Origin of the sequence: Pseudoalteromonas sp. NZS71_1 (genome assembly GCF_015864305.1) — a bacterium.
Classification (GTDB): Bacteria; Pseudomonadota; Gammaproteobacteria; order Enterobacterales; family Alteromonadaceae; genus Pseudoalteromonas; species Pseudoalteromonas arctica.
On sequence record NZ_JADYXM010000004.1, the window covers coordinates 181834 to 200744 of the forward strand.

Annotated in this window: 19 protein-coding genes; 14 read left to right on the forward strand and 5 right to left on the reverse strand. The window is 38.0% G+C overall.

The window, feature by feature from the left end; all coding sequences use genetic code 11:
* The first annotated feature begins 100 nt into the window (after positions 1 to 100).
* The 14 genes from yceD to I6F43_RS08510 all read left to right on the forward strand — a co-directional run bounded on the left by yceD (position 101) and on the right by I6F43_RS08510 (position 12038).
* Complete coding sequence (yceD, locus tag I6F43_RS08445; RefSeq protein WP_007585727.1) at positions 101 to 625, forward strand: 23S rRNA accumulation protein YceD; 525 nt, start codon at positions 101 to 103, stop codon at positions 623 to 625.
* 9 nt (positions 626 to 634) lie between these two features.
* Complete coding sequence (rpmF, locus tag I6F43_RS08450; protein ID WP_002962381.1) at positions 635 to 805, forward strand: 50S ribosomal protein L32; 171 nt, start codon at positions 635 to 637, stop codon at positions 803 to 805.
* Between the two features lie 12 nt (positions 806 to 817).
* On the forward strand, positions 818 to 1858 hold the full coding sequence (gene plsX, locus I6F43_RS08455) for a phosphate acyltransferase PlsX (RefSeq protein WP_007585728.1): 1041 nt from the start codon (positions 818 to 820) through the stop codon (positions 1856 to 1858).
* A 52-nt stretch (positions 1859 to 1910) separates the two neighbouring features.
* Positions 1911 to 2837 (forward strand): ACP S-malonyltransferase, encoded by a 927-nt coding sequence (gene fabD / locus I6F43_RS08460; protein WP_197101834.1) that lies wholly within the window; start codon positions 1911 to 1913, stop codon positions 2835 to 2837.
* Between the two features lie 11 nt (positions 2838 to 2848).
* The gene (gene fabG / locus I6F43_RS08465; RefSeq protein ID WP_007585730.1) at positions 2849 to 3595 is read left to right on the forward strand and encodes a 3-oxoacyl-ACP reductase FabG; all 747 of its coding nucleotides are present in this window, start codon (positions 2849 to 2851) and stop codon (positions 3593 to 3595) included.
* 250 nt (positions 3596 to 3845) lie between these two features.
* Positions 3846 to 4082 carry an acyl carrier protein gene (gene acpP, locus I6F43_RS08470; RefSeq protein ID WP_002962377.1) on the forward strand — a complete coding sequence of 79 codons (237 nt, stop codon included), beginning with the start codon at positions 3846 to 3848 and terminating at the stop codon, positions 4080 to 4082.
* A gap of 216 nt (positions 4083 to 4298) precedes the next feature.
* Positions 4299 to 5537, forward strand: coding sequence for a beta-ketoacyl-ACP synthase II (gene fabF / locus I6F43_RS08475; protein WP_197101835.1), 1239 nt, complete (start codon positions 4299 to 4301; stop codon positions 5535 to 5537).
* Positions 5538 to 5596: 59 nt separating this feature from the next.
* Positions 5597 to 6412, forward strand: coding sequence for an aminodeoxychorismate lyase (pabC, locus tag I6F43_RS08480; protein WP_197101837.1), 816 nt, complete (start codon positions 5597 to 5599; stop codon positions 6410 to 6412).
* Positions 6406 to 7392, forward strand: coding sequence for an endolytic transglycosylase MltG (gene mltG, locus I6F43_RS08485; RefSeq protein WP_197101839.1), 987 nt, complete (start codon positions 6406 to 6408; stop codon positions 7390 to 7392). The genes pabC and mltG overlap by 7 nt, the downstream gene beginning before the upstream one ends.
* Positions 7393 to 7398: 6 nt before the next feature.
* Positions 7399 to 8025: a dTMP kinase gene (gene tmk, locus I6F43_RS08490; protein WP_007585737.1), complete on the forward strand. Its 627-nt coding sequence runs from the start codon at positions 7399 to 7401 to the stop codon at positions 8023 to 8025.
* Position 8026: 1 nt separating this feature from the next.
* Positions 8027 to 8941: a DNA polymerase III subunit gene (locus tag I6F43_RS08495; RefSeq protein ID WP_197101841.1), complete on the forward strand. Its 915-nt coding sequence runs from the start codon at positions 8027 to 8029 to the stop codon at positions 8939 to 8941.
* 11 nt (positions 8942 to 8952) lie between these two features.
* Positions 8953 to 9279 (forward strand): PilZ domain-containing protein, encoded by a 327-nt coding sequence (locus I6F43_RS08500; protein ID WP_002962367.1) that lies wholly within the window; start codon positions 8953 to 8955, stop codon positions 9277 to 9279.
* A gap of 115 nt (positions 9280 to 9394) precedes the next feature.
* A complete protein-coding gene (locus I6F43_RS08505) occupies positions 9395 to 10174 on the forward strand; it encodes a TatD family hydrolase (RefSeq protein ID WP_010554178.1) in 780 nt (259 codons plus the stop codon).
* Between the two features lie 4 nt (positions 10175 to 10178).
* Complete coding sequence (locus tag I6F43_RS08510) at positions 10179 to 12038, forward strand: alkaline phosphatase D family protein (RefSeq protein ID WP_197101844.1); 1860 nt, start codon at positions 10179 to 10181, stop codon at positions 12036 to 12038.
* Between the two features lie 985 nt (positions 12039 to 13023).
* On the opposite strand, the gene I6F43_RS08515 is transcribed toward I6F43_RS08510, so the two are convergent.
* The 5 genes from I6F43_RS08515 to I6F43_RS08535 form a co-directional block, all read right to left on the reverse strand.
* Positions 13024 to 13395: a GxxExxY protein gene (locus I6F43_RS08515; protein ID WP_024590372.1), complete on the reverse strand. Its 372-nt coding sequence runs from the start codon at positions 13393 to 13395 to the stop codon at positions 13024 to 13026.
* 859 nt (positions 13396 to 14254) lie between these two features.
* Positions 14255 to 15601, reverse strand: a complete 1347-nt coding sequence (locus I6F43_RS08520) for an O-antigen ligase family protein (protein ID WP_231614051.1) — start codon at positions 15599 to 15601, stop codon at positions 14255 to 14257.
* 33 nt (positions 15602 to 15634) lie between these two features.
* On the reverse strand, positions 15635 to 16186 hold the full coding sequence (locus I6F43_RS08525) for a hypothetical protein (protein ID WP_197101846.1): 552 nt from the start codon (positions 16184 to 16186) through the stop codon (positions 15635 to 15637).
* Positions 16187 to 16209: 23 nt separating this feature from the next.
* Entirely contained in the window at positions 16210 to 18219 is a 2010-nt protein-coding gene (locus I6F43_RS08530; protein WP_197101848.1) for a bifunctional diguanylate cyclase/phosphodiesterase, read from the reverse strand.
* A complete protein-coding gene (locus I6F43_RS08535; protein WP_024594585.1) occupies positions 18203 to 18901 on the reverse strand; it encodes a transglutaminase-like cysteine peptidase in 699 nt (232 codons plus the stop codon). The genes I6F43_RS08530 and I6F43_RS08535 overlap by 17 nt, the downstream gene beginning before the upstream one ends.
* Positions 18902 to 18911: the final 10 nt, after the last annotated feature.

Below are 18911 nucleotides of genomic sequence, written 5' to 3' on the forward strand. Positions count from 1 at the left end.
TTAGGATAAATCAGATCCGAGAGTAAAACACGTTAAAAACCAAGTAAAAATGGTTTTTTACTTTGACTAACAAACTAACTATCTATATGATGCAGCCCCTATGCAAAAGGTGAAAATTCCCATCACTCTTCATCCAGGCAAAGCAGCGCAGCACCGTTTAAAGTATGACGGAATTGTACCGCTTGAAAAACTTACTCGTTTAGAGAAAGTTGTGCAGGAAGAAGTAGGTGAAATAGCGGTAAAAATACATTGCAAAAACGATGATCAAGGTTTCGCTGTGATTAGAGGCAATTTGTCCACACACGTTACTGTCATTTGTCAACGTTGTAATGGTGATTTAGGGTTGGATTTGGTTCAAGACTTTGCATATTCACCAGTAGGTGAAGATACAGAGTTAGATATTTTTCCAGAAGACTACGATGAAGTAGCGCTTGATGAAAATGGTGAAGTTAACGTTTTTAATTTAATTGAAGACGAACTAATTTTAGCAATTCCATTAGTGGCTACCCACAACGAAGCTTCATGCAGTTATTCAGCAAAGCCTGCCAGCTTTGGTGTATTAAAGGCGGAAGATGATAAACCTAATCCATTTGATATTTTGAAACAACTTAAGAAAGATTCTTAGGAGAAGACTATGGCTGTACAAAAAAGCAAAAAGTCTCGTGCAAGACGCGGCATGCGCCGTTCACACGATGCGATCAGTGGTCCAACTTTAACTGTAGATCAAACATCTGGTGAGACTCATCGTCGTCACCATGTGACTGCAGATGGTTACTACAAAGGCGTTCAAGTAATTTCTAAATAAGAGATTACTTATATGCTGAAAGATCTAACCATAGCGTTAGATATGATGGGGGGCGATTACGGCCCCCGTTCATCTATTCCTGCTGCCGTTTGTGCAGTAAATGCTCATGCCAATTTAACTCTCATTTTATGTGGCAATGAACATGTTATATCTAAAGAACTCGAATCTCTCGATTCTTTACCTCATCCTAGACTCATAATTCGTCACTGTAGTGAAATAGTCACCAATGCCTGTGAACCTGCAATTGCTGTGCGTTCAAAAAAAGATTCATCTATGCGTGTTGCCCTAGATTTAGTTAAATCGGGCGAGGCTCAAGCATGTGTTAGCTCAGGTAATACCGGCGCTCTATTTTTTATGGCTCACTATGTATTAAAAATGCTGCCAGGTGTTAAACGTGCCGCACTCATTTCATCTGTTCCTACAGAGCTTAAAAACCCAGTATATTTACTCGACTTAGGTGCTAATGTGCATTGTGATGCGCAAATGCTCTATCAGTTTGGCATTATGGGCTCTATAGTTGCAGGACAAGCACTTGGTTTGGATAATCCTCGCGTTAGTTTATTAAATATTGGTGCTGAGGACATTAAAGGCCACGACGACATTAAACAAGCTGCACAATTAATGCAGCAAAGCCCACACATAAATTATATTGGTTACAGCGAAGGAAGTGATATTTTTTCGGGTAAGGCTGATGTCATAGTATGCGAAGGGTTTGTTGGTAACGTAGCACTTAAAACATGTGAAGGCATTGCCAAGCTTATTATGAATAAGTTTACAACCGCACTCGAAAAGCACCTTTTATATAAATGTATGGCGTTTATATTGCGCCCAATAATAAAAAAACTCTATAAAAGGGTGAACCCCGACCAGTATAACGGTGCTTCTCTGGTAGGATTGCGCGGTATTGTCGTTAAAAGTCATGGAAATGCGTCAGCTAAAGCATTTCAAGCAGCAATTGATGAAGCGGTAAAAGAGGTTGAACGTCAACTTCCTGATAAAATAGCCGCTATTTTCGAAAAAACACATTCTAAAGACACGGCGGTTAATCAATAATTGATGTGCCGTGTATTTCATTATTTATTTGTTTAATTAAAAAGAGCAAAGTATGGCACAAAAAATTGCACTTCTATTCCCAGGTCAAGGCTCGCAAAGCGTTGGTATGTTACAAGAACTACTAGAGAGTTCTGACATTGTTAAAGCAACATTTGCAGAAGCGTCAAATGCACTGGGTTACGACTTAGCAGAGCTAGTTCTTAATGGCCCAGAAGAAAAATTAAATCAAACCCACCGCACACAACCTGCATTACTAACTGCAAGTGTTGCTATTTACCGTGATTGGTTAGCAACTAACCCTGATGCAGACGTTGTTATGGCGGGTCACAGCTTAGGTGAATACTCAGCGTTAGTATGTAGCGATGTATTAAGCTTGAGCGAAGCCGTAAAGCTTGTTGAAAACCGTGGTTTATACATGCAAGAAGCAGTGCCAGCAGGCGTAGGTTCAATGGCTGCTATTATTGGCTTAGGCGATGAAGAAATTAAAGCGGCTTGTGCTGCCTCAGCGCAAGGTGAGGTTGTATCTCCAGTTAACTACAACTCTCCTGGTCAAGTTGTTATCGCAGGCCATAAAGCGGCAGTAGATAGAGCATCGCAAGCATGTAAAGATGCCGGTGCTAAACGTGCATTACCACTTTCTGTTAGCGTACCTTCACATTGTGAGTTAATGAAGCCAGCAGCTGACAAGCTAGCAGCAGACTTAGCCGCTTTAACATTTAATACACCTAAGTGTGATGTAATTAATAATGTTGATGTAAAAGCTGAAACGTCAGCTGATGCAATTAAAGACGCACTAGTACGTCAGCTTTATAGCCCAGTTCGCTGGACAGAAACAGTACAAGCCTTGGTTGCGCAAGATGTAACACAAAGCTACGAATTTGGTCCTGGTAAAGTATTAACAGGACTTGCTAAACGAATTGATAAAGCAATGATCTGTGGCTCAGTAAACGACGCCGCTTCAATTGATGCAGCTAAATAAGAGTATATAAAATGTCTAATTTATTTTCATTAGAGGGCAAAATTGTCCTAATTACTGGCGCCAGCCGTGGTATTGGTAAAGCAATTGCAACAACATTAGTTGCACAAGGTGCAAAAGTTGCAGGTACTGCGACAAGTGAGTCAGGCGCTGCTAAAATCAGTGAATACCTAGGTGACAATGGTAAAGGTTATGCATTAAACGTAACCGATCCTGCATCTATTGAAGCAACACTTGCTGCAATAAAAGCTGATTTAGGCGATATTGACGTACTTGTAAATAACGCAGGTATTACACGCGATAACTTATTAATGCGTATGAAAGAAACTGAGTGGGACGATATTATCGACACTAATTTAAGCTCAGTTTTCCGTTTATCTAAAGCGGTACTTCGTCCAATGATGAAGAAAAAGAAAGGCCGTATTATTAACATTGGCTCAGTAGTGGGTACTATGGGTAATGCAGGTCAAGCTAATTATGCAGCGGCTAAAGCGGGTGTAATTGGTTTTTCTAAGTCACTTGCGCGCGAAGTTGCATCACGTGGTATTACAGTTAACGTAATCGCACCTGGTTTTATTCAAACAGACATGACTGATAATTTAACTGATGAGCAAAAAGCAGCAACACTTGCAAATGTTCCAGCAGGGCGTTTAGGCCAACCAGACGAAATTGCTGCTGCAGTATGTTATTTAGCATCTGACGCGGCTGCGTATGTATCAGGCGAAACTTTGCATGTAAATGGCGCGATGTACATGGTTTAATCGCCATTGTACCTAGATTGCTACTTGATAAAGTTAAGTAAGTTACCTCAAAAACATTGAATTATTTGTGAACTTGCTTTAAACATACTTGAAATCGCTGCGAAAATAAGCGATAAAAGACAAAACACACACTCAGAGGTTTGACCAGACAATTATTTATGGTCAAATCATTGAATCAGAGAATTATGCGGCGTAAACTACGCCGCAATCTGAAAATAACGCATTGGCGTTTTTAATAAAGGAAAGAAGAATGAGCGATATCCAAGAACGCGTAAAGAAAATTATCATTGAACAACTAGGTGTTAAAGAAGAAGAAGTTAAAAATGAATCTTCTTTCGTAGATGACCTAGGTGCAGATTCTCTTGATACTGTTGAACTAGTAATGGCTCTTGAAGAAGAGTTTGATACTGAGATCCCAGATGAAGAAGCTGAGAAGATCACTACAGTACAAACTGCTATCGATTACGTTACAGCACACGCTGAGTAATTAATCGCACGTTAAAGGCAGCATCCGCTGCCTTTAATTTTTTATATCCAAACCACCTCAAAGTTCGTGATTCAAAACTTAAATCTCTATGCTCAATTTTAGGTAAAAATTAATTTTGATTGTGTTATGCGTTTTTAATCTATTTTGGGACTAGCACTTTGAGGTAGCTTGGGTATGATCATCCCCTTGTAAAATATCCCTTATTGGAGGCAAACCGTGGCTAAACGTCGAGTCGTCGTAACTGGCTTAGGAATGTTGACGCCGCTAGGTAATGATGTTCAATCAACCTGGCAAGGCTTATTAGATGGTAAAAGTGGCATTCAAAAAATAACGCACTTTGATACATCAAAATTTGGTACTAAATTCGCTGGTTTAATAAATGATTTTGATGCAACTGCATACATGTCAGCGAAAGATACTAAAAAAATGGACTTGTTTATTCAGTACGGCATTGCAGCGGGTGTTCAAGCCTTTAAAGATTCAGGCCTTGAAATCACTGAGCAAAACGCAGCACGCATTGGTGTAGCTGTAGGCTCAGGTATTGGTGGGCTTACGTTAATTGAAGAAAACCACATTAAGCTATTAAATAGTGGTCCGCGCAAGTTGTCGCCATTTTATGTGCCGTCTACCATTATTAATATGATCTCAGGTCATTTATCAATGATGCATGGACTTCGTGGTCCAAATATTTCAATTGTAACTGCCTGTACTACTGGTTTGCATAATATTGGCCATGCAGCCCGCATGATTGCCTACGGTGATGCAGATGCAATGGTTGCTGGCGGTGCAGAAAAAGCGTGTACCCCAATTGGTATGGGTGGCTTTAATGCTGCGCGTGCACTTTCAACCCGCAATGACGATCCACAAGCGGCTTCTCGCCCTTGGGATAAAGACCGCGATGGCTTTGTGCTTTCTGACGGCGCTGGTGTTGTTGTAGTTGAAGAGTACGAACATGCTAAAGCACGTGGCGCTAAAATTTATGCTGAGCTTGTAGGCTTTGGTATGAGTGGCGACGCGTATCATATGACGTCACCACCAGAAGATGGTGCGGGTGCTGCACTTGCAATGCAAAACGCACTAAACGATGCGCAAGTAAACGCTGAGCAAATTGGTTACATTAACGCACACGGTACATCTACAAATGCAGGCGATAAAGCAGAAACTGCCGCTGTTAAGTCTATTTTTGGTAATGCAGCTAAAGATGTAATGGTAGGCTCGTCTAAATCGATGATGGGTCACTTGTTAGGTGCTGCAGGTTCAGTTGAATCGATTATTTCGATTTTATCACTGACAGATCAAAAAGTGTCACCAACTATCAACCTTGATAATCCAGACGAAGGGTGTGACTTAGATTATATTGCTCACACTGCACGTGATGCAAAGTTAGACTTTGCACTGTGTAACTCGTTCGGTTTTGGTGGTACTAATGGCTCGTTGCTATTTAAAAAGGTATAATCTTTTTTAACAACGAATCAAATTATAAGAGCTCAGTTGTTTAACTGGGCTTTTTTTATATGCCAAACAAAATGCAAACAATAATAGCAGTAGATCAAAACAGCACTTTAAGCACGCGTGACAGGGGCTTAAATTACGGTGATGGCTTTTTTACAACCGCTAAGGTTGTTGATGGGCAAGTACAGTATTGGGCTCATCATAAAGCGCGTTTGATTGAATGCGCACAGCGTTTGGGTTTTCCTGAGTTAGACTTTAATAGCCTTGAAAATCAAATTGCTTTGCATATAAACGCTGCACCACTAAACGTGCTTAAAATACTTGTAACGCGAGGCGAAGGCGGACGTGGTTATGGGCTGCCAAGTGAGTGTAATATTACTATTTTATTGAGCATATTAGATTACCCTAGTAATTACGAAGCGCTTGTTAAAAAGGGTGTAAATCTCGAAATAAGCCCGATTAAATTAGCGGCACAGCCTTATTTAGCGGGCCTTAAAACATTAAACCGACTTGAACAAGTGCTAATTAAAAAAGCGATGCAAACGCAAAACTGCGATGATGTGTTAGTGCTTGATTACAATAACAATGTAATTGAAGCTTCAGCAGCTAATATTTTTGCGATTAAAAATAAGTGTGTGTTTACGCCATTGCTTGATGAGTGCGGAATAAAGGGCGTTTATCTACAATCGTTATGTGATAAATTGCCTGTTGAATTTAAACGCGTGAAAGTAGAAGATTTAACCCAAGCAGACGCCGTATTTTTGTGTAATAGCTTAATGGGAGCAGTACCTGTTAAACGTATTGAGCAACAGGTATTTAATACAGACGACAGCCACGCATTACTAACTAGATTATTAGCCAAGGAGGCTGAGTGTTAAAAGTTATTTTATCGGTACTTTTTTTAGCTGTTATAACCACTGCTATTGGTTACCAGCAATTACAAGCAACAATAAATAGCCCGCTAAAAGTAGCACAAAACACACAATTTGAAGTTAAGCATGGCACTGGCTTTAATAAGTTATGTCAGCAGTGGCAAGCTAATAACTGGGTGGAAGGCTGCTGGCGTTATCAAGTAATTGCCAAATTAGATCCCACACTTACCGACTTAAAAGCGGGCCTTTACGAGCTAACAGCCGATAGCGTTATCAACAACGTAAAAAAAATTAATCAAGGCCAGCAAATCAACTTTAGTTTTACCATAATCGAAGGGCAAAACTTACGTGAAGTACTAAGTGCTATTAAAAAAGCTGATAATTTACAAAACGATTTAAAAACTGACGAACTAAGTACTCAAATACTGGGTAATGACACGCACTTAGAAGGCTGGTTATTCCCCGACACTTACCATTATCATAATAACGATACTGCAAGCAGTGTATTAAAACGTGCAGCACAAAAAATGCAGCAAACGTTAGATGATGCTTGGCAGCAGCGCGCCGCTAATCTACCCTATAAAACAGCATACGAAGCACTAATAATGGCTTCAATTATTGAAAAAGAGACAGGCCTTGCCAGCGAGCGTCCGTTAATTGCATCAGCGTTTGTTAATCGATTAAACACCAATATGCGCCTACAGACCGATCCAACCGTAATATACGGATTAGGCGCTGATTTTGATGGCGATATTAAACGCAAAGATTTACGCGATTATACGCCTTACAATACGTATCGTATTAATGGTTTACCACCAACACCGATTGCAATGCCATCAAAAGCCGCTATTTTAGCTGCAGTTAATCCGCCACAAAGTGAATACGTTTACTTTGTATCAAAAGGCGATGGTAGCCACCAATTTTCAACCACGTTAAAGCAGCATAACGCAGCAGTTAAAACGTATATATTAAATAAAAAGAATTAATATTTTATGAAATCAAAATTTATAGTAATAGAAGGGCTAGAAGGCGCGGGTAAATCAACCGCTATTTCGTTATGCCAAGACTTTTTAAACAAACAAAAAATAGACTTCATTAACGTCCGCGAACCTGGCGGCACGCCGCTTGCTGAATCGCTTCGTACGCTTGTAAAAGCAGAGCACGAAGAAGAAATTGCCTTTGAAACCGAGTTGCTTATTATGTACGCAGCACGTTCGCAATTAATGCACAATGTTATTACCCCAGCGCTTGATAAAGGCCAATGGGTACTTGCCGATCGTCATGATTTATCGTCTCAGGCGTATCAAGGTGGCGGGCGTGGTATTAGCTCAAATACATTAGCTTCACTTTCGTCAATGGTATTAAAGGGCTTAAAGCCTGATTTAACTATTTACCTTGATATTGACCCAGTGATAGGCCTTGAACGTGCAAAAGGGCGTGGTGAGCTTGACCGTATTGAACAAGAAGCCATTGAGTTTTTTCAGCGTACACGTATGCGTTATGTTGAACTTGCTAATGACGACAACACAATTAAAACGGTTGATGCAAACCAAAGTATTGATAAAGTACATCGCGATATAACCAATGTACTGCATTCATTTTTTGAAGGCCTAAAATAATATGCCATTGCCGTGGCTACATGATACCCAAGCACGTTTAGCGCAAAGTTATCGTGCAGAGCGTTTTCATCATGCGCAATTATTTTGTGGGCCTGTTGGCGTAGGTAAATTTGAGTTAAGTGATGAGCTTGGTAATGCTTTGTTATGCCAAAATATAGCTAAGCAGGTAGCTGCGCAAAGCAGTATGCTAAAACCTTGCGGGCATTGTAAAAGCTGTTTACTTACTCTTGCGGGTACTCATCCCGACAAGCGTTTAACGCAAGTCGACGGGCAAAGCATAGGCGTAGATGATATACGCGGCATTAGTGATTTTATGAATCACTCAGCAGCGCAAAATGGCAATAAAGTAGCAATAATCGAAAATTGCGAAAAAATGACTACTGCAGCAGCTAACGCATTATTAAAAACACTTGAAGAGCCAACTAATAGCCGTTTTCTAATATTAACTACAAGCCAACCAGCACAGCTCCCTGCAACTATTTTAAGTCGATGCGCTAAAAGTGACGTAAAAATAACAAATACAGCCCTTGCTCAGCAATGGTTAGAGACATTAGATATTCCTAACTATAGTTGGTTAGCACTTTTTTATAACCAACCGCTGCAAGTAAAGCATTGGCAACAGCAAGACCAGCTAAAAAATATTGATACACTGTATAAGTTTGCAACTGAGTTTAAACAAAGCCATAATTTCAAAGCGTTAGTCGATATAATAAATAAACAGCCTGAACTTGTTCGTATATTTACTTTGTTTTTAAGCGTGCAACTAAAGCAGCAATTACTGCAAGGTATGAGTTTTGACGCTTATCAAAGTGCGCAAAATGCATTAGGCGAGTTTTTACAAAATAACACACAAGTACTTGGCCTTAATTTACCGCTTGCTGTATCTCGATTAGCATACACATTGCGAAATTCTTAAAAGGATTAATCATGCAAGAACTACTAGTAGACATAGACGATTTAGACGAGTTATACCGTTGTTATATGCCTTACTTAAAAAAAGGTGGCTTATTTGTACGTACTAATATGCGTTACGAAGCAGGGCATTCATTAGCACTTAGAGTTACCTTGCCCGATGCCTTAGAAGATGATGTAGTAACAGGTAAAGTGTCGTGGATCACGCCACAAGGGGCACAAAGCTCTAACCCTCCAGGTATTGGTATTAGCTTTTTAGACGATAAAACAAACCTAAACGCTAAAATCGAAAAGCTACTTGGGACTATGTTAAACTCAGGCGATCAAACATATACCATGTAGTTATAGGGTCGGTTTTTCATTGAGATTAACGCCGCCCTATATTGGGTTCTTTTAATTATTAACATAATAAATTAAACGAACAAATTTAAACCCTGAACATAATACAGGCCTTATAGTGATTGTAGATTCTCATTGCCATTTAGACCGTCTTGATTTTGATAAACTAGACTTAAACCTTGACCAAGTGCTTGATAAAGCGCGTGCAAAGCAAATAGAGCACTTTTTATGTGTAAGCGTAACGCTTGATCAGTTTCCAAGCATGCTTGATAAAATTAAGCACTACGACGATGTATCAGCCTCATGTGGTGTACATCCACTTGATCAAAAAGACGCCCTTAATAAACAGCAATTAATCGACTTAGCCTCACACGAAAAAGTCGTCGCTATTGGCGAAACGGGTCTTGATTACTACTATTCAAAAGATACTCACGCAGTACAGCAAGCAAGCTTTGTTGGGCATATTGAAGTGGCTAACGAATTACAAAAACCGTTAATTATTCATACACGTGATGCCCGCGCCGACACAATTAATTTAATGCGTGAGCACAAGGCCGAAAACTGCGGTGGTGTATTACATTGCTTTACTGAAGACTGGGATATGGCAAAAAAAGCCATAGACATGGGCTTTTATATTTCTATTTCGGGCATTGTTACCTTTAAAAATGCATTAGAGCTAAAAGAAGTAGTAAAACAAATACCGCTAGATAGATTACTAATAGAAACCGACTCGCCTTATTTAGCACCAGTACCGTATCGTGGGCAAACAAACCAGCCAGCGTACGTAGAAGATGTTGCTTATTACATTAGCGAACTTAAAGGCATTAGCTTTAATGAACTGGCTAAAGCGACTACCGAGAACTTTTATTCTTTATTTAAATTAGCAGCTAAAGGCTAAATACATGATTACTCACACGGCAAACCTTCCTATTTTACTAATGGGGCCAATGGTGCGCCGTGCAGATCAAACTGGAGTCTGCATTCAGTTTGCTACCTCCAAGCCTGCAAATTGCCAAATTACACTTATAAATCATGAATGTTATAGCGATCAACACACTGTTTCTTTAGGCGAACATTTATACCTGCATTTCGTCATTATAAAGCCAATAGACAACAAACTCCCTGTCGATAGCTTATTAAGCTATAAGCTTGTAATTGACGATACAGCAATGGATTTATCCCCTTGGTGCTATAGCAATCAAACAACGCCTGCATTTGTAATCCCCAATAAACTCAGTGATATTTTGCATGGCTCGTGCCGTAATGCACATCATCCAGCAAAAGACAGCTTAGTGTCCGCAAGTCACTGGCAAAACACTCAGCGCGGTAATAATAACCAAGGCGCACAATTGCTATTACTGAGCGGTGATCAGGTTTATGCCGATGACGTAGCAGGGCCCATGTTATTAGCTATTCATCAGTTAATTAGAGCCTTAGGCATTTACAAAGAGCAACCACTTGCCATTGAGCTACCCGCCGACATAAATGAGCAACTTTATAATCGCCATTTGTTCTTACCAAAAACGCCTTGGCAAAAACGCTCAAAGTTAGGTGTTGGTTACTGGCTAAAAAAAGACGAACCTCACTTTTCAAGTGTAAAAGCCTACAATCACCTTATCCATTTTGAAGAATATATAGCACTTTATTTATTAAATTTTAGTGCTGCTGCTTGGCAATGCGTTGATATACAAAACACAACGTATTTAGGTCAAAGCGAGCAAAACAAAACTATTTTTAACGCTGAAAAAACAGCATTGATTGATTATGCAAAAGGCTTAAGTGAAGTAGAGCGGTTGTTTGCCAATGTATCTACGCTAATGATGTTTGACGATCATGATGTAACTGATGATTGGAACCTGACCGCTGGGTGGGAGCAAGCTATAAATGAAAACCCAAGTAGTAAACGAATCATTAATAACGGTTTAATTAGTTATTGGCTTTTTCAGGGAATGGGGAACGATGCACTAAATAAAACAGGCGAGCTACTTACACCTTTTAAGCAAAGCCGTACTGCTAATAATTTATGGCAGTTTAAAGCATTTGATAAACCATTAAACGACTTTAGCTTTTGGCATTACGAACTTACTACAATACCCAAAGTAGTGGTGCTTGATACGCGCACGCACCGCTGGCGAAATGAGCAAAACTTTAACGAGCCTTCAGGTCTACTTGATTGGGAACGTCTCACAGAGCTTGAGGAAAGCCTATTAAGCCACGACCAAGTTATTATTGTATCGCCAGCCCCTGTATTTGGTGTTAAATCAATAGAAGCCATTCAAGCCATGTTTAACATATGTGGCCAACCACTCATGGTTGACGTAGAAAACTGGATGGCACACGAAGGCTCAGCCAAAAAGCTACTCGATACTTTTAGACGAACCGACACCCCAAACGAAACGCTTATTTTATCGGGAGACGTGCATTACTCATTTTGCTTTTCGGTGCAAAAGCGTTTTGGCGATCATCCCAATCGAATTTGGCAACTTACCGCCAGCGGTATTAAAAACGAGTTCCCGCGTAAATTAATAAACATACTCGATAAACTAGATTCAATTTTATACGGCCCAAAAAGTCTTTTAAACTTTTTTACCAAACGTTGGCATATGGAAGTAGATAAGCACCAAACCATAGGTGAAGGGCAAAAATACTTAGTGAGCGACTCAGCTATTAGTTTAATAACACTAGAGCAAGGGAATTTAGCCCGCTATCAACTTATACACGGCGATGGTCATTTAACTGAGTTTGATTTAGAAGAACAGTAATTCTTAATCAATAATTAAATAAATTAAAGGTCTATTTGCACAAAGAGAAACGAAAGAGGAGTAAATGAGAAAACATAATACCAATCAGGATATAGTTTCTGTTTTATTTATTCCTCCAAAAGCGCAGCGCCTCTTAACCTCTTAGTGAAAAATCACTAATTACAGGCGCTGCTGTTACAAAGCAGCGCTTAATTTATTCAAAATCAGCTAAAAACCTATTTGCACAAAGAGAAACGAAAGAGGAGTAAATGAGAAGGCATAATGCTAATAAAAACAGTATTTTATATTCATTCCCTTCTCTAAAAGCGAAGCGCCTCTTAACCTCTTAGTGAATTAATTACTTATAACGGGTACACTTGTTACGAAAGCAATGCTTGAAATTATTTAATCCATTCACCAATAAATCAATTAAAGATCTATTTTCACAAAGAGAAGCGAAAGAGGAGTAAATGAGAAGACACAATGCCAATCAGAATACAGTTTCGGTGTTTATTTTCTTCTCTAAAAGCGCATCGCCTCATAACCTCTTTGTGAATAAATTACTAATTACGGAGTAAGGTTGTTAAGAAAGCAACGCTTAATTTATTTAAAAATCAGCTAAAAATCTATTTGCACAAAGAGAAGCGAAAGAGGAGTAAATGAGAAGACATAATGCCAATCAGGATATATTATCGGTTTTATTTCTTCTCTAAAAGCGCAGCGCCTCATACCCTCTTAGTGAATAAATTACTTACACGGGGTAAGGTTGTTACGAAAGCAACGCTTAATTTATTTAAAAATCAGCTAAAAACCTATTTGCACAAAGAGAAATGAAAGAGGAGTAAATGAGAAGACATAATGCCAATCAGAATACAGTTTCGGTGTTTATTTTCTTCTCTAAAAGCGCAGCGCCTCATAATCTCTTTATGAATAAATCGCTTAAAAATTTAATGTACAGTTACTTATAGCCCTTTGGATAACGACTTAAAACCTAAGTAAATAATTTTTATGAATTAAAGCGCTTTATGCCATCGACTAGCTTTAGAACATTGAAGTTTATTAGTAAACCAGTACTTATTTCTGAAAGTTTCATATAAGTTATTAATTGTGCAGAGTGAATTGGAAGAAGCTTATCAACCGCCTTTAGTTCAATTATTAATTTATTAGGCAATAAAATATCTAACCGGTAACCTGTATTTATATATTGATCTTTATAATATATCGGTAGCTCAACTTGGTTTTTAGCAGATAAGCCAATTTTACTTAATTCATATATTAAGCAAGCTTCGTAACTTGATTCTAATAACCCAGGCCCTAAATTCCTGTGTACTTCTATAGCGCAACCTATTACTGTTTTTGTTAATGTATCAGTATCCATAGGTATCCTTTTGCTTAATCTACAAGCATTTAATTAACTAAGAAACAGTTTTAAAATAAGAATTAAGTGTAGTACAAATAAAATAGCAAAATTGAAGACTTGTAGGCTATATGAAGCAATCTATTAAGTTGTCACTCGTTTGTTGATCTATTTACTAATAAAATCAATCAAAGGTCTATTTGCACAAAGAGAAACGAAAGAGGAGTAAATGAGAAAACATAATACCAATCAGGATATAGTTTCTGTTTTATTTATTCCTCCAAAAGCGCAGCGCCTCTTAACCTCTTAGTGAAAAATCACTAATTACAGGCGCTGCTGTTACAAAGCAATGCTTAAAATTATTCAATTTATTTAAAAACCAGCTNATGCTTAAAATTATTCAATTTATTTAAAAACCAGCTAAAGAACTATTTGCACAAAGAGAAACGAAAGAGGAGTAAATGAGAATACATAATACCAATCAGGATATAGTTTCGGTTTTATTACTTCCTCTAAAAGCGCAGCGCCTCTTAACCTCTTAGTGAAAAAGTCTCTTATAATGGGTACGATTGTTACGAAAGCCACGCTTAAATTATTTAATCTATTTACCAATAAATCAATTAAAGATCTATTTTCACAAAGAGAAGCTAAAGAGGAGTAAATGAGAAGGCATAATACCAATAAAAAACGTGTTTGGTGTTTGTTTTCTTCTCTAAAAGCTCAGCGCCTCATAACCTCTTAGTGCATAAATTACTTATTACAGGCTTTGCTTACCACGTCAACAAGTTAACCGTGAATTGTTGGCGTAGACGCTGAGCTTGCTCGCGTGAGAAGCGCAGCTTCTAATCACTCTATATTAGGTAATTGCTTGGCTTTGTATTTAGCTATGCTCTTTTCGACTTCGTTTAGACGCGGGTAATTTACTACTTAATATTGCCAAGCATAAAATAGCCATAAACAACATTGAGTTTGCACCCGCTTGTAAAGAGTAATCTACCAACGAATGCAGCAGCATATCTATAATTGCAATGGCACAACCAAAAGCAACGCCCTGAAACAACGCTGTTTTACGCTTTCGCATAGTCGCTATACATAACCATAAACAATAAAGTATAAGTGAGCCCAGTGTCGCTGTAGTGGGTATACCCAGCTCTACTGCAAACTGTATGTAATCGTTATGGGCATTATCGTAATAACCCGAATAAGGCTCAGACTGATACGCCGGAAACGCAGTATAAAATGTCCCCCCACCAGAGCCCAACAAAGGCTTATCTAAAATAAGGGGTATTGAATCACGTACAACTTCGTCACGGGTTTCTGATGAAATACTGGTTTCGCTAATACGCTGTTTAACTTTTTCTACATCAAATATAGCACCAATGATAATCAAATCGATTATAAAAAAACTTATTATAAGTAGTTTAAACGCTTTAGGTTTTTGCTTGTAAATAAAAAACGCGAGTAAGCTAACAACCATTAATGCAATAAAAAACGCCGAGTTACCCATACGGCTACGGGTTAAAATTAACGCCACAATAATAATAATTAACGAAATACGTAAAATTATTTTTGAGCTCAAAAGTATTTCAGTCCACGCCCGAAGTGTTTGTTTTAATGTTTGTTTATAATCGCTAGTTGAGCGTTTTAGCTCGCTCACTAAAACACCAATACCTAAACATAAACATAAAGCTAAAAAGTTAGCTAAAAAGTTAGAGTAGGTAAATGTACCAATAGCACGTTCGGTATGTTTATAGCCAAATAGCGGGCTAATTATATCTGGCGATAGGTTTAAATAAGTGGCATACAAAGCCTGAAAAACGCCTGCACTTATAATTGCATATATTAAATTTTTAATACGTTTTTCAGTATTACAATAAATAAATAATAGCCAACAAAATAAAATCATAAAACTTGTTTTAATAAGCATTTGTTTTGTTTGAAACGGATCAAGGCTAACGCTAAATATTTGTATAAAGCAAATCAAAACAACAGCACCAAGTGCAACAAATAACGGCCAGGAATACAATGGAGGATAGAGGGGCTGCTTATTATTTATAGCGCTATTAATTAAATGAACTAAAAAAGTGGCACCAATCAACAAACCAATAGCTAAAATAGCCCAAGGGCGGTAGCTACCTAAGGGAATAGGTAGTAAAAAAAGTATTGCGCATAGCAACAAAAATATAAAACGATTCAATGTAAACTCATAAAGTAAAAACGCAGCCATAGGCTGCGTTTGTATTATATTTTAGAAGAGTGTTTAGTTACCAACTTCAGATATACCAGCATCACCACCAGTGCCACCAGTACCAGGCGGTACAGTAACTGTAGGTAAAACAACAACAGGAGGGGCTGCAACCGGAGTGCCATCAGTAGGACCCGCAGCAGTAGCTTCAGATGCAACGGTGGCATCTATACCAGCAGTGATTGCAGCAATAGTTACCGCATCACTATCAGCTCCAGCAGTTACTAAGGCTGCTAAAAAGTCAGAAATTAACGCATTATCTGCACCTAAAGAGGCAACAACCGCGTTAATTAACATATCAAGTTGTTCAGCAGAACACGTGGCGTTTGCAATAGGCGAATCAAGGTCCATAGGACCCATGTTTTGACAAAATTGCTCAATTGCAGCCACTAACTCTCTTTGTAATTCTTCTGGCGTAATATCATCAGGAGCATTATTTAAAATATTAAGTAAATTAGTAAGGCTGTCAGATTGTACTACAACATCAGAATCTGCTTGTGAGTAAACTGGTGAAACGGTAAAAGCCATTGCACCTATTAATAAACTCTTTAAAAAAATCGATTTCATCTTGTGTCCCTTTAAGTGAGTATCTAATTACAGAATTTTAGCGTGTCTGCGCAAAAAGTAAACTCTTTATTAACGTTACCACGGTTCTTATTTGTAAGTACTTTAGAAGGCTCCATAATTAAATTACCTTGTACACCATCACAGCCTAAATTTTCAAGCATTTTTAATGTTTCGGGTTTTTCAATTAAGCATGCCAACACTTTAATACCAAAGCCATGACAAATATTATTAACGGTTTGAATAAAAAATTGGCTTTGAGAATTATCTAACAAGTCTTGAATATAACTCCCATCAATTTTTACATATTCAATATCAAGGCCTTGTAAATACCTAAACGACGTTAAGCTCGTTCCAAAGTGTTCTATACACACATTAATGCCAATATCTTTAATTGCATCTATATGTTTTGAGGCTATGTGTACATTATAAAGTAAACTAATTTCATGTAACTCAAATATAAGGTTAGTTTTTATAATAGGTTTAGTGTGGGCATAAAGGGTAAGCCATTGTATAAAATCAGCCGAATATAAAGATGCCTTACTTACGTTTAAAGCAAATACGTCATCAGGGTATTGTTCTTTAACGTTTACAAAGTTACGAATTATTTTTTTGTCTAACTCTTCGGTTAAATTAAGCTTTTCGGCCATAGCAAATAAATGGCCATTATTAACCTTTTCACCTTCATGGGTAAAGTGGGCAAAAGCCTCAAAGTAACACTGCTTATTTTGTGAGTTAGCGCGTTTAACTGGCTGCACCGAAAAGCTAACCTCACCAGAGTCAATAATCGACTGAATAAGTGTACGCCATTGTTTAACACTAAATAGCGTGTCTTTATCTATTTTGTTAGTTTCTATTGTATCGCCAATAGTACTACCCGTATCCAAAGCAGATAAAACACTACCAATAGACGAGCCTTTATTCACTTCTAATATTGCAAAATTAGCAAACCCATTAACGTGTAAGCTATTTTTTTGTTTACTAAAAGCATCGGTAATTTCTAAGCGAGTTCTATTTAAAAACTGCGTATCGTAAGGTATAAGGGCAATAAAAGTACTACCATTTAACCTAAATATTTTAGAGTTAGTAAGGTTACCAATAATTTTAGTAAGAATAACGCTTACATCTTTTACATGCGCGTCACCATCTTGATAGCTAACAGTTTGGTTTATATTAGTAAGTGAAGGTAGGGTAATCATCATTGCAGTAAGTGGCGCATCGGTGGTTATTGTATCAACAACCGAGCTAAAGTGATTTTCAAACAACTTTCGATTACCTAACCCTGTTAAAGAATCAATATAAACTTCTTCTGTTAAGGCTTGGGTTTGTTTAGTTAAAGAATCAAAAGTACTTTGTAAGTTAATAACCATATTATTTATAGCTTTGGTTACAGTGCGCAGCTCTCGTGCAACAGGTATTTCTTCGTTTAATGTAAAGCGCTTACGAGTAACAAGGTGAGCTTGATGCTCAACTGCTTTTAAAGGCTTAAATACTTCGCGTAATATTAAAAAAGCAACTGCAAGCGAGGCAATAAGTATTAAAAAAGAACCATAAAAGCTGCGTTTTGTATGCTCCCACAACGTAACATAAGACTGCCCAGTATGGCTTGTAACCTCAAGTATACCCGCCATAATCCAACCATTATTTAGCTCAGACTGCATAGTCGGCGCTTTTAAACTACTTAAAGCAATAAACCAATTAGGCACAGACTCAACACGCTTAGGATTTTCCAGATCAAATACAACTTGGCTTTGTGAATTTGTAAATTTAATTTCTTTGTAGTAACCAGAATCAAAAATAGCGGTAGCCATTGTTTCAGCTATTACTAAGTTTTCTGGATCTAAATAAGGCGAAATAGAAAGCCCTAAGCTGGTAGCTGTGTCTTGGGCATGGCTTCCCATTTGGGTTTGTAAGTAATCGCGAGTAGTTTCAACATCTGTAACTACTCGAACCACAAATGAAACAACCGAAATAACAATTATTAAACCGTAAACTTGGGTTTTAAGACTTAATCCATTTTTAAAAAGTCGAGACATAACTGGTAGTTCCTTTAATGTTACTTTTAATGGGAGCAAGCTCACCTTGTTCAATTCGCTCTAGCATAGTATTCCAAGCTGACACACCACGGCTATTTTTTACCTTATTGCCTAACCCTTTCGATTTTGCTAACCAAAGTCCTTGACCATTAAAACTGTAAATAGGCGTTAAATCGGGGCGCTTATTTGCGGGCAGCAGTTTAGTATTAAAGTTACCTAAAACAAAGGGTATTCTGTTTGGATCTTCTATATATATAAGTACCATGTGGGGTTGGTTTACTGTGCGCTGTCGTACATACATTAAACGTATTTTATCCTCCGGAACACCTAGCGCTATTAACGTAAAGTATTTAGCAATAACGTAATCTTCGCAATCGCCCATACCAACACCTAAGCTCTCTAGCGGGGTAGCCCAGTAATCTTTTTGCTGCCAAAGGTCTTCATCGCTTTTGTATTTAATGTGTTTATTAAAAAAATCGTTAACAAGATGAATTTTTTTCCATTCGCTTTCATCAGCTGAGTCATCAATAAAATTAAGCCAATCTTTAATTCGTTTATGGCCTTCGTTGCCATACTGTTGCTGTGCACGGGTAATAATATCGCTATTACGCAAATACAAAAGCATATCTTGTGCACATACAAAAAACGACACAATAAATAAAATGCAAAGCCCTAAGCGCACAAATGTTCCT

What these genes read in the sequence shown, in the direction of transcription:
- yceD (WP_007585727.1), top strand. Translation starts at nt 101, where the DNA reads ATGCAAAAGGTGAAAATTCCCATCACTCTTCATCCAGGCAAAGCAGCG.
- rpmF (WP_002962381.1), top strand. Translation starts at nt 635, where the DNA reads ATGGCTGTACAAAAAAGCAAAAAGTCTCGTGCAAGACGCGGCATGCGC.
- plsX (WP_007585728.1), top strand. Translation starts at nt 818, where the DNA reads ATGCTGAAAGATCTAACCATAGCGTTAGATATGATGGGGGGCGATTAC.
- fabD (WP_197101834.1), top strand. Translation starts at nt 1,911, where the DNA reads ATGGCACAAAAAATTGCACTTCTATTCCCAGGTCAAGGCTCGCAAAGC.
- fabG (WP_007585730.1), top strand. Translation starts at nt 2,849, where the DNA reads ATGTCTAATTTATTTTCATTAGAGGGCAAAATTGTCCTAATTACTGGC.
- acpP (WP_002962377.1), top strand. Translation starts at nt 3,846, where the DNA reads ATGAGCGATATCCAAGAACGCGTAAAGAAAATTATCATTGAACAACTA.
- pabC (WP_197101837.1), top strand. Translation starts at nt 5,597, where the DNA reads ATGCCAAACAAAATGCAAACAATAATAGCAGTAGATCAAAACAGCACT.
- tmk (WP_007585737.1), top strand. Translation starts at nt 7,399, where the DNA reads ATGAAATCAAAATTTATAGTAATAGAAGGGCTAGAAGGCGCGGGTAAA.
- I6F43_RS08495 (WP_197101841.1), top strand. Translation starts at nt 8,027, where the DNA reads ATGCCATTGCCGTGGCTACATGATACCCAAGCACGTTTAGCGCAAAGT.
- I6F43_RS08500 (WP_002962367.1), top strand. Translation starts at nt 8,953, where the DNA reads ATGCAAGAACTACTAGTAGACATAGACGATTTAGACGAGTTATACCGT.
- I6F43_RS08510 (WP_197101844.1), top strand. Translation starts at nt 10,179, where the DNA reads ATGATTACTCACACGGCAAACCTTCCTATTTTACTAATGGGGCCAATG.
- I6F43_RS08515 (WP_024590372.1), bottom strand. Translation starts at nt 13,395, where the DNA reads ATGGATACTGATACATTAACAAAAACAGTAATAGGTTGCGCTATAGAA.
- I6F43_RS08520 (WP_231614051.1), bottom strand. Translation starts at nt 15,601, where the DNA reads ATGGCTGCGTTTTTACTTTATGAGTTTACATTGAATCGTTTTATATTT.
- I6F43_RS08525 (WP_197101846.1), bottom strand. Translation starts at nt 16,186, where the DNA reads ATGAAATCGATTTTTTTAAAGAGTTTATTAATAGGTGCAATGGCTTTT.
- I6F43_RS08530 (WP_197101848.1), bottom strand. Translation starts at nt 18,219, where the DNA reads ATGTCTCGACTTTTTAAAAATGGATTAAGTCTTAAAACCCAAGTTTAC.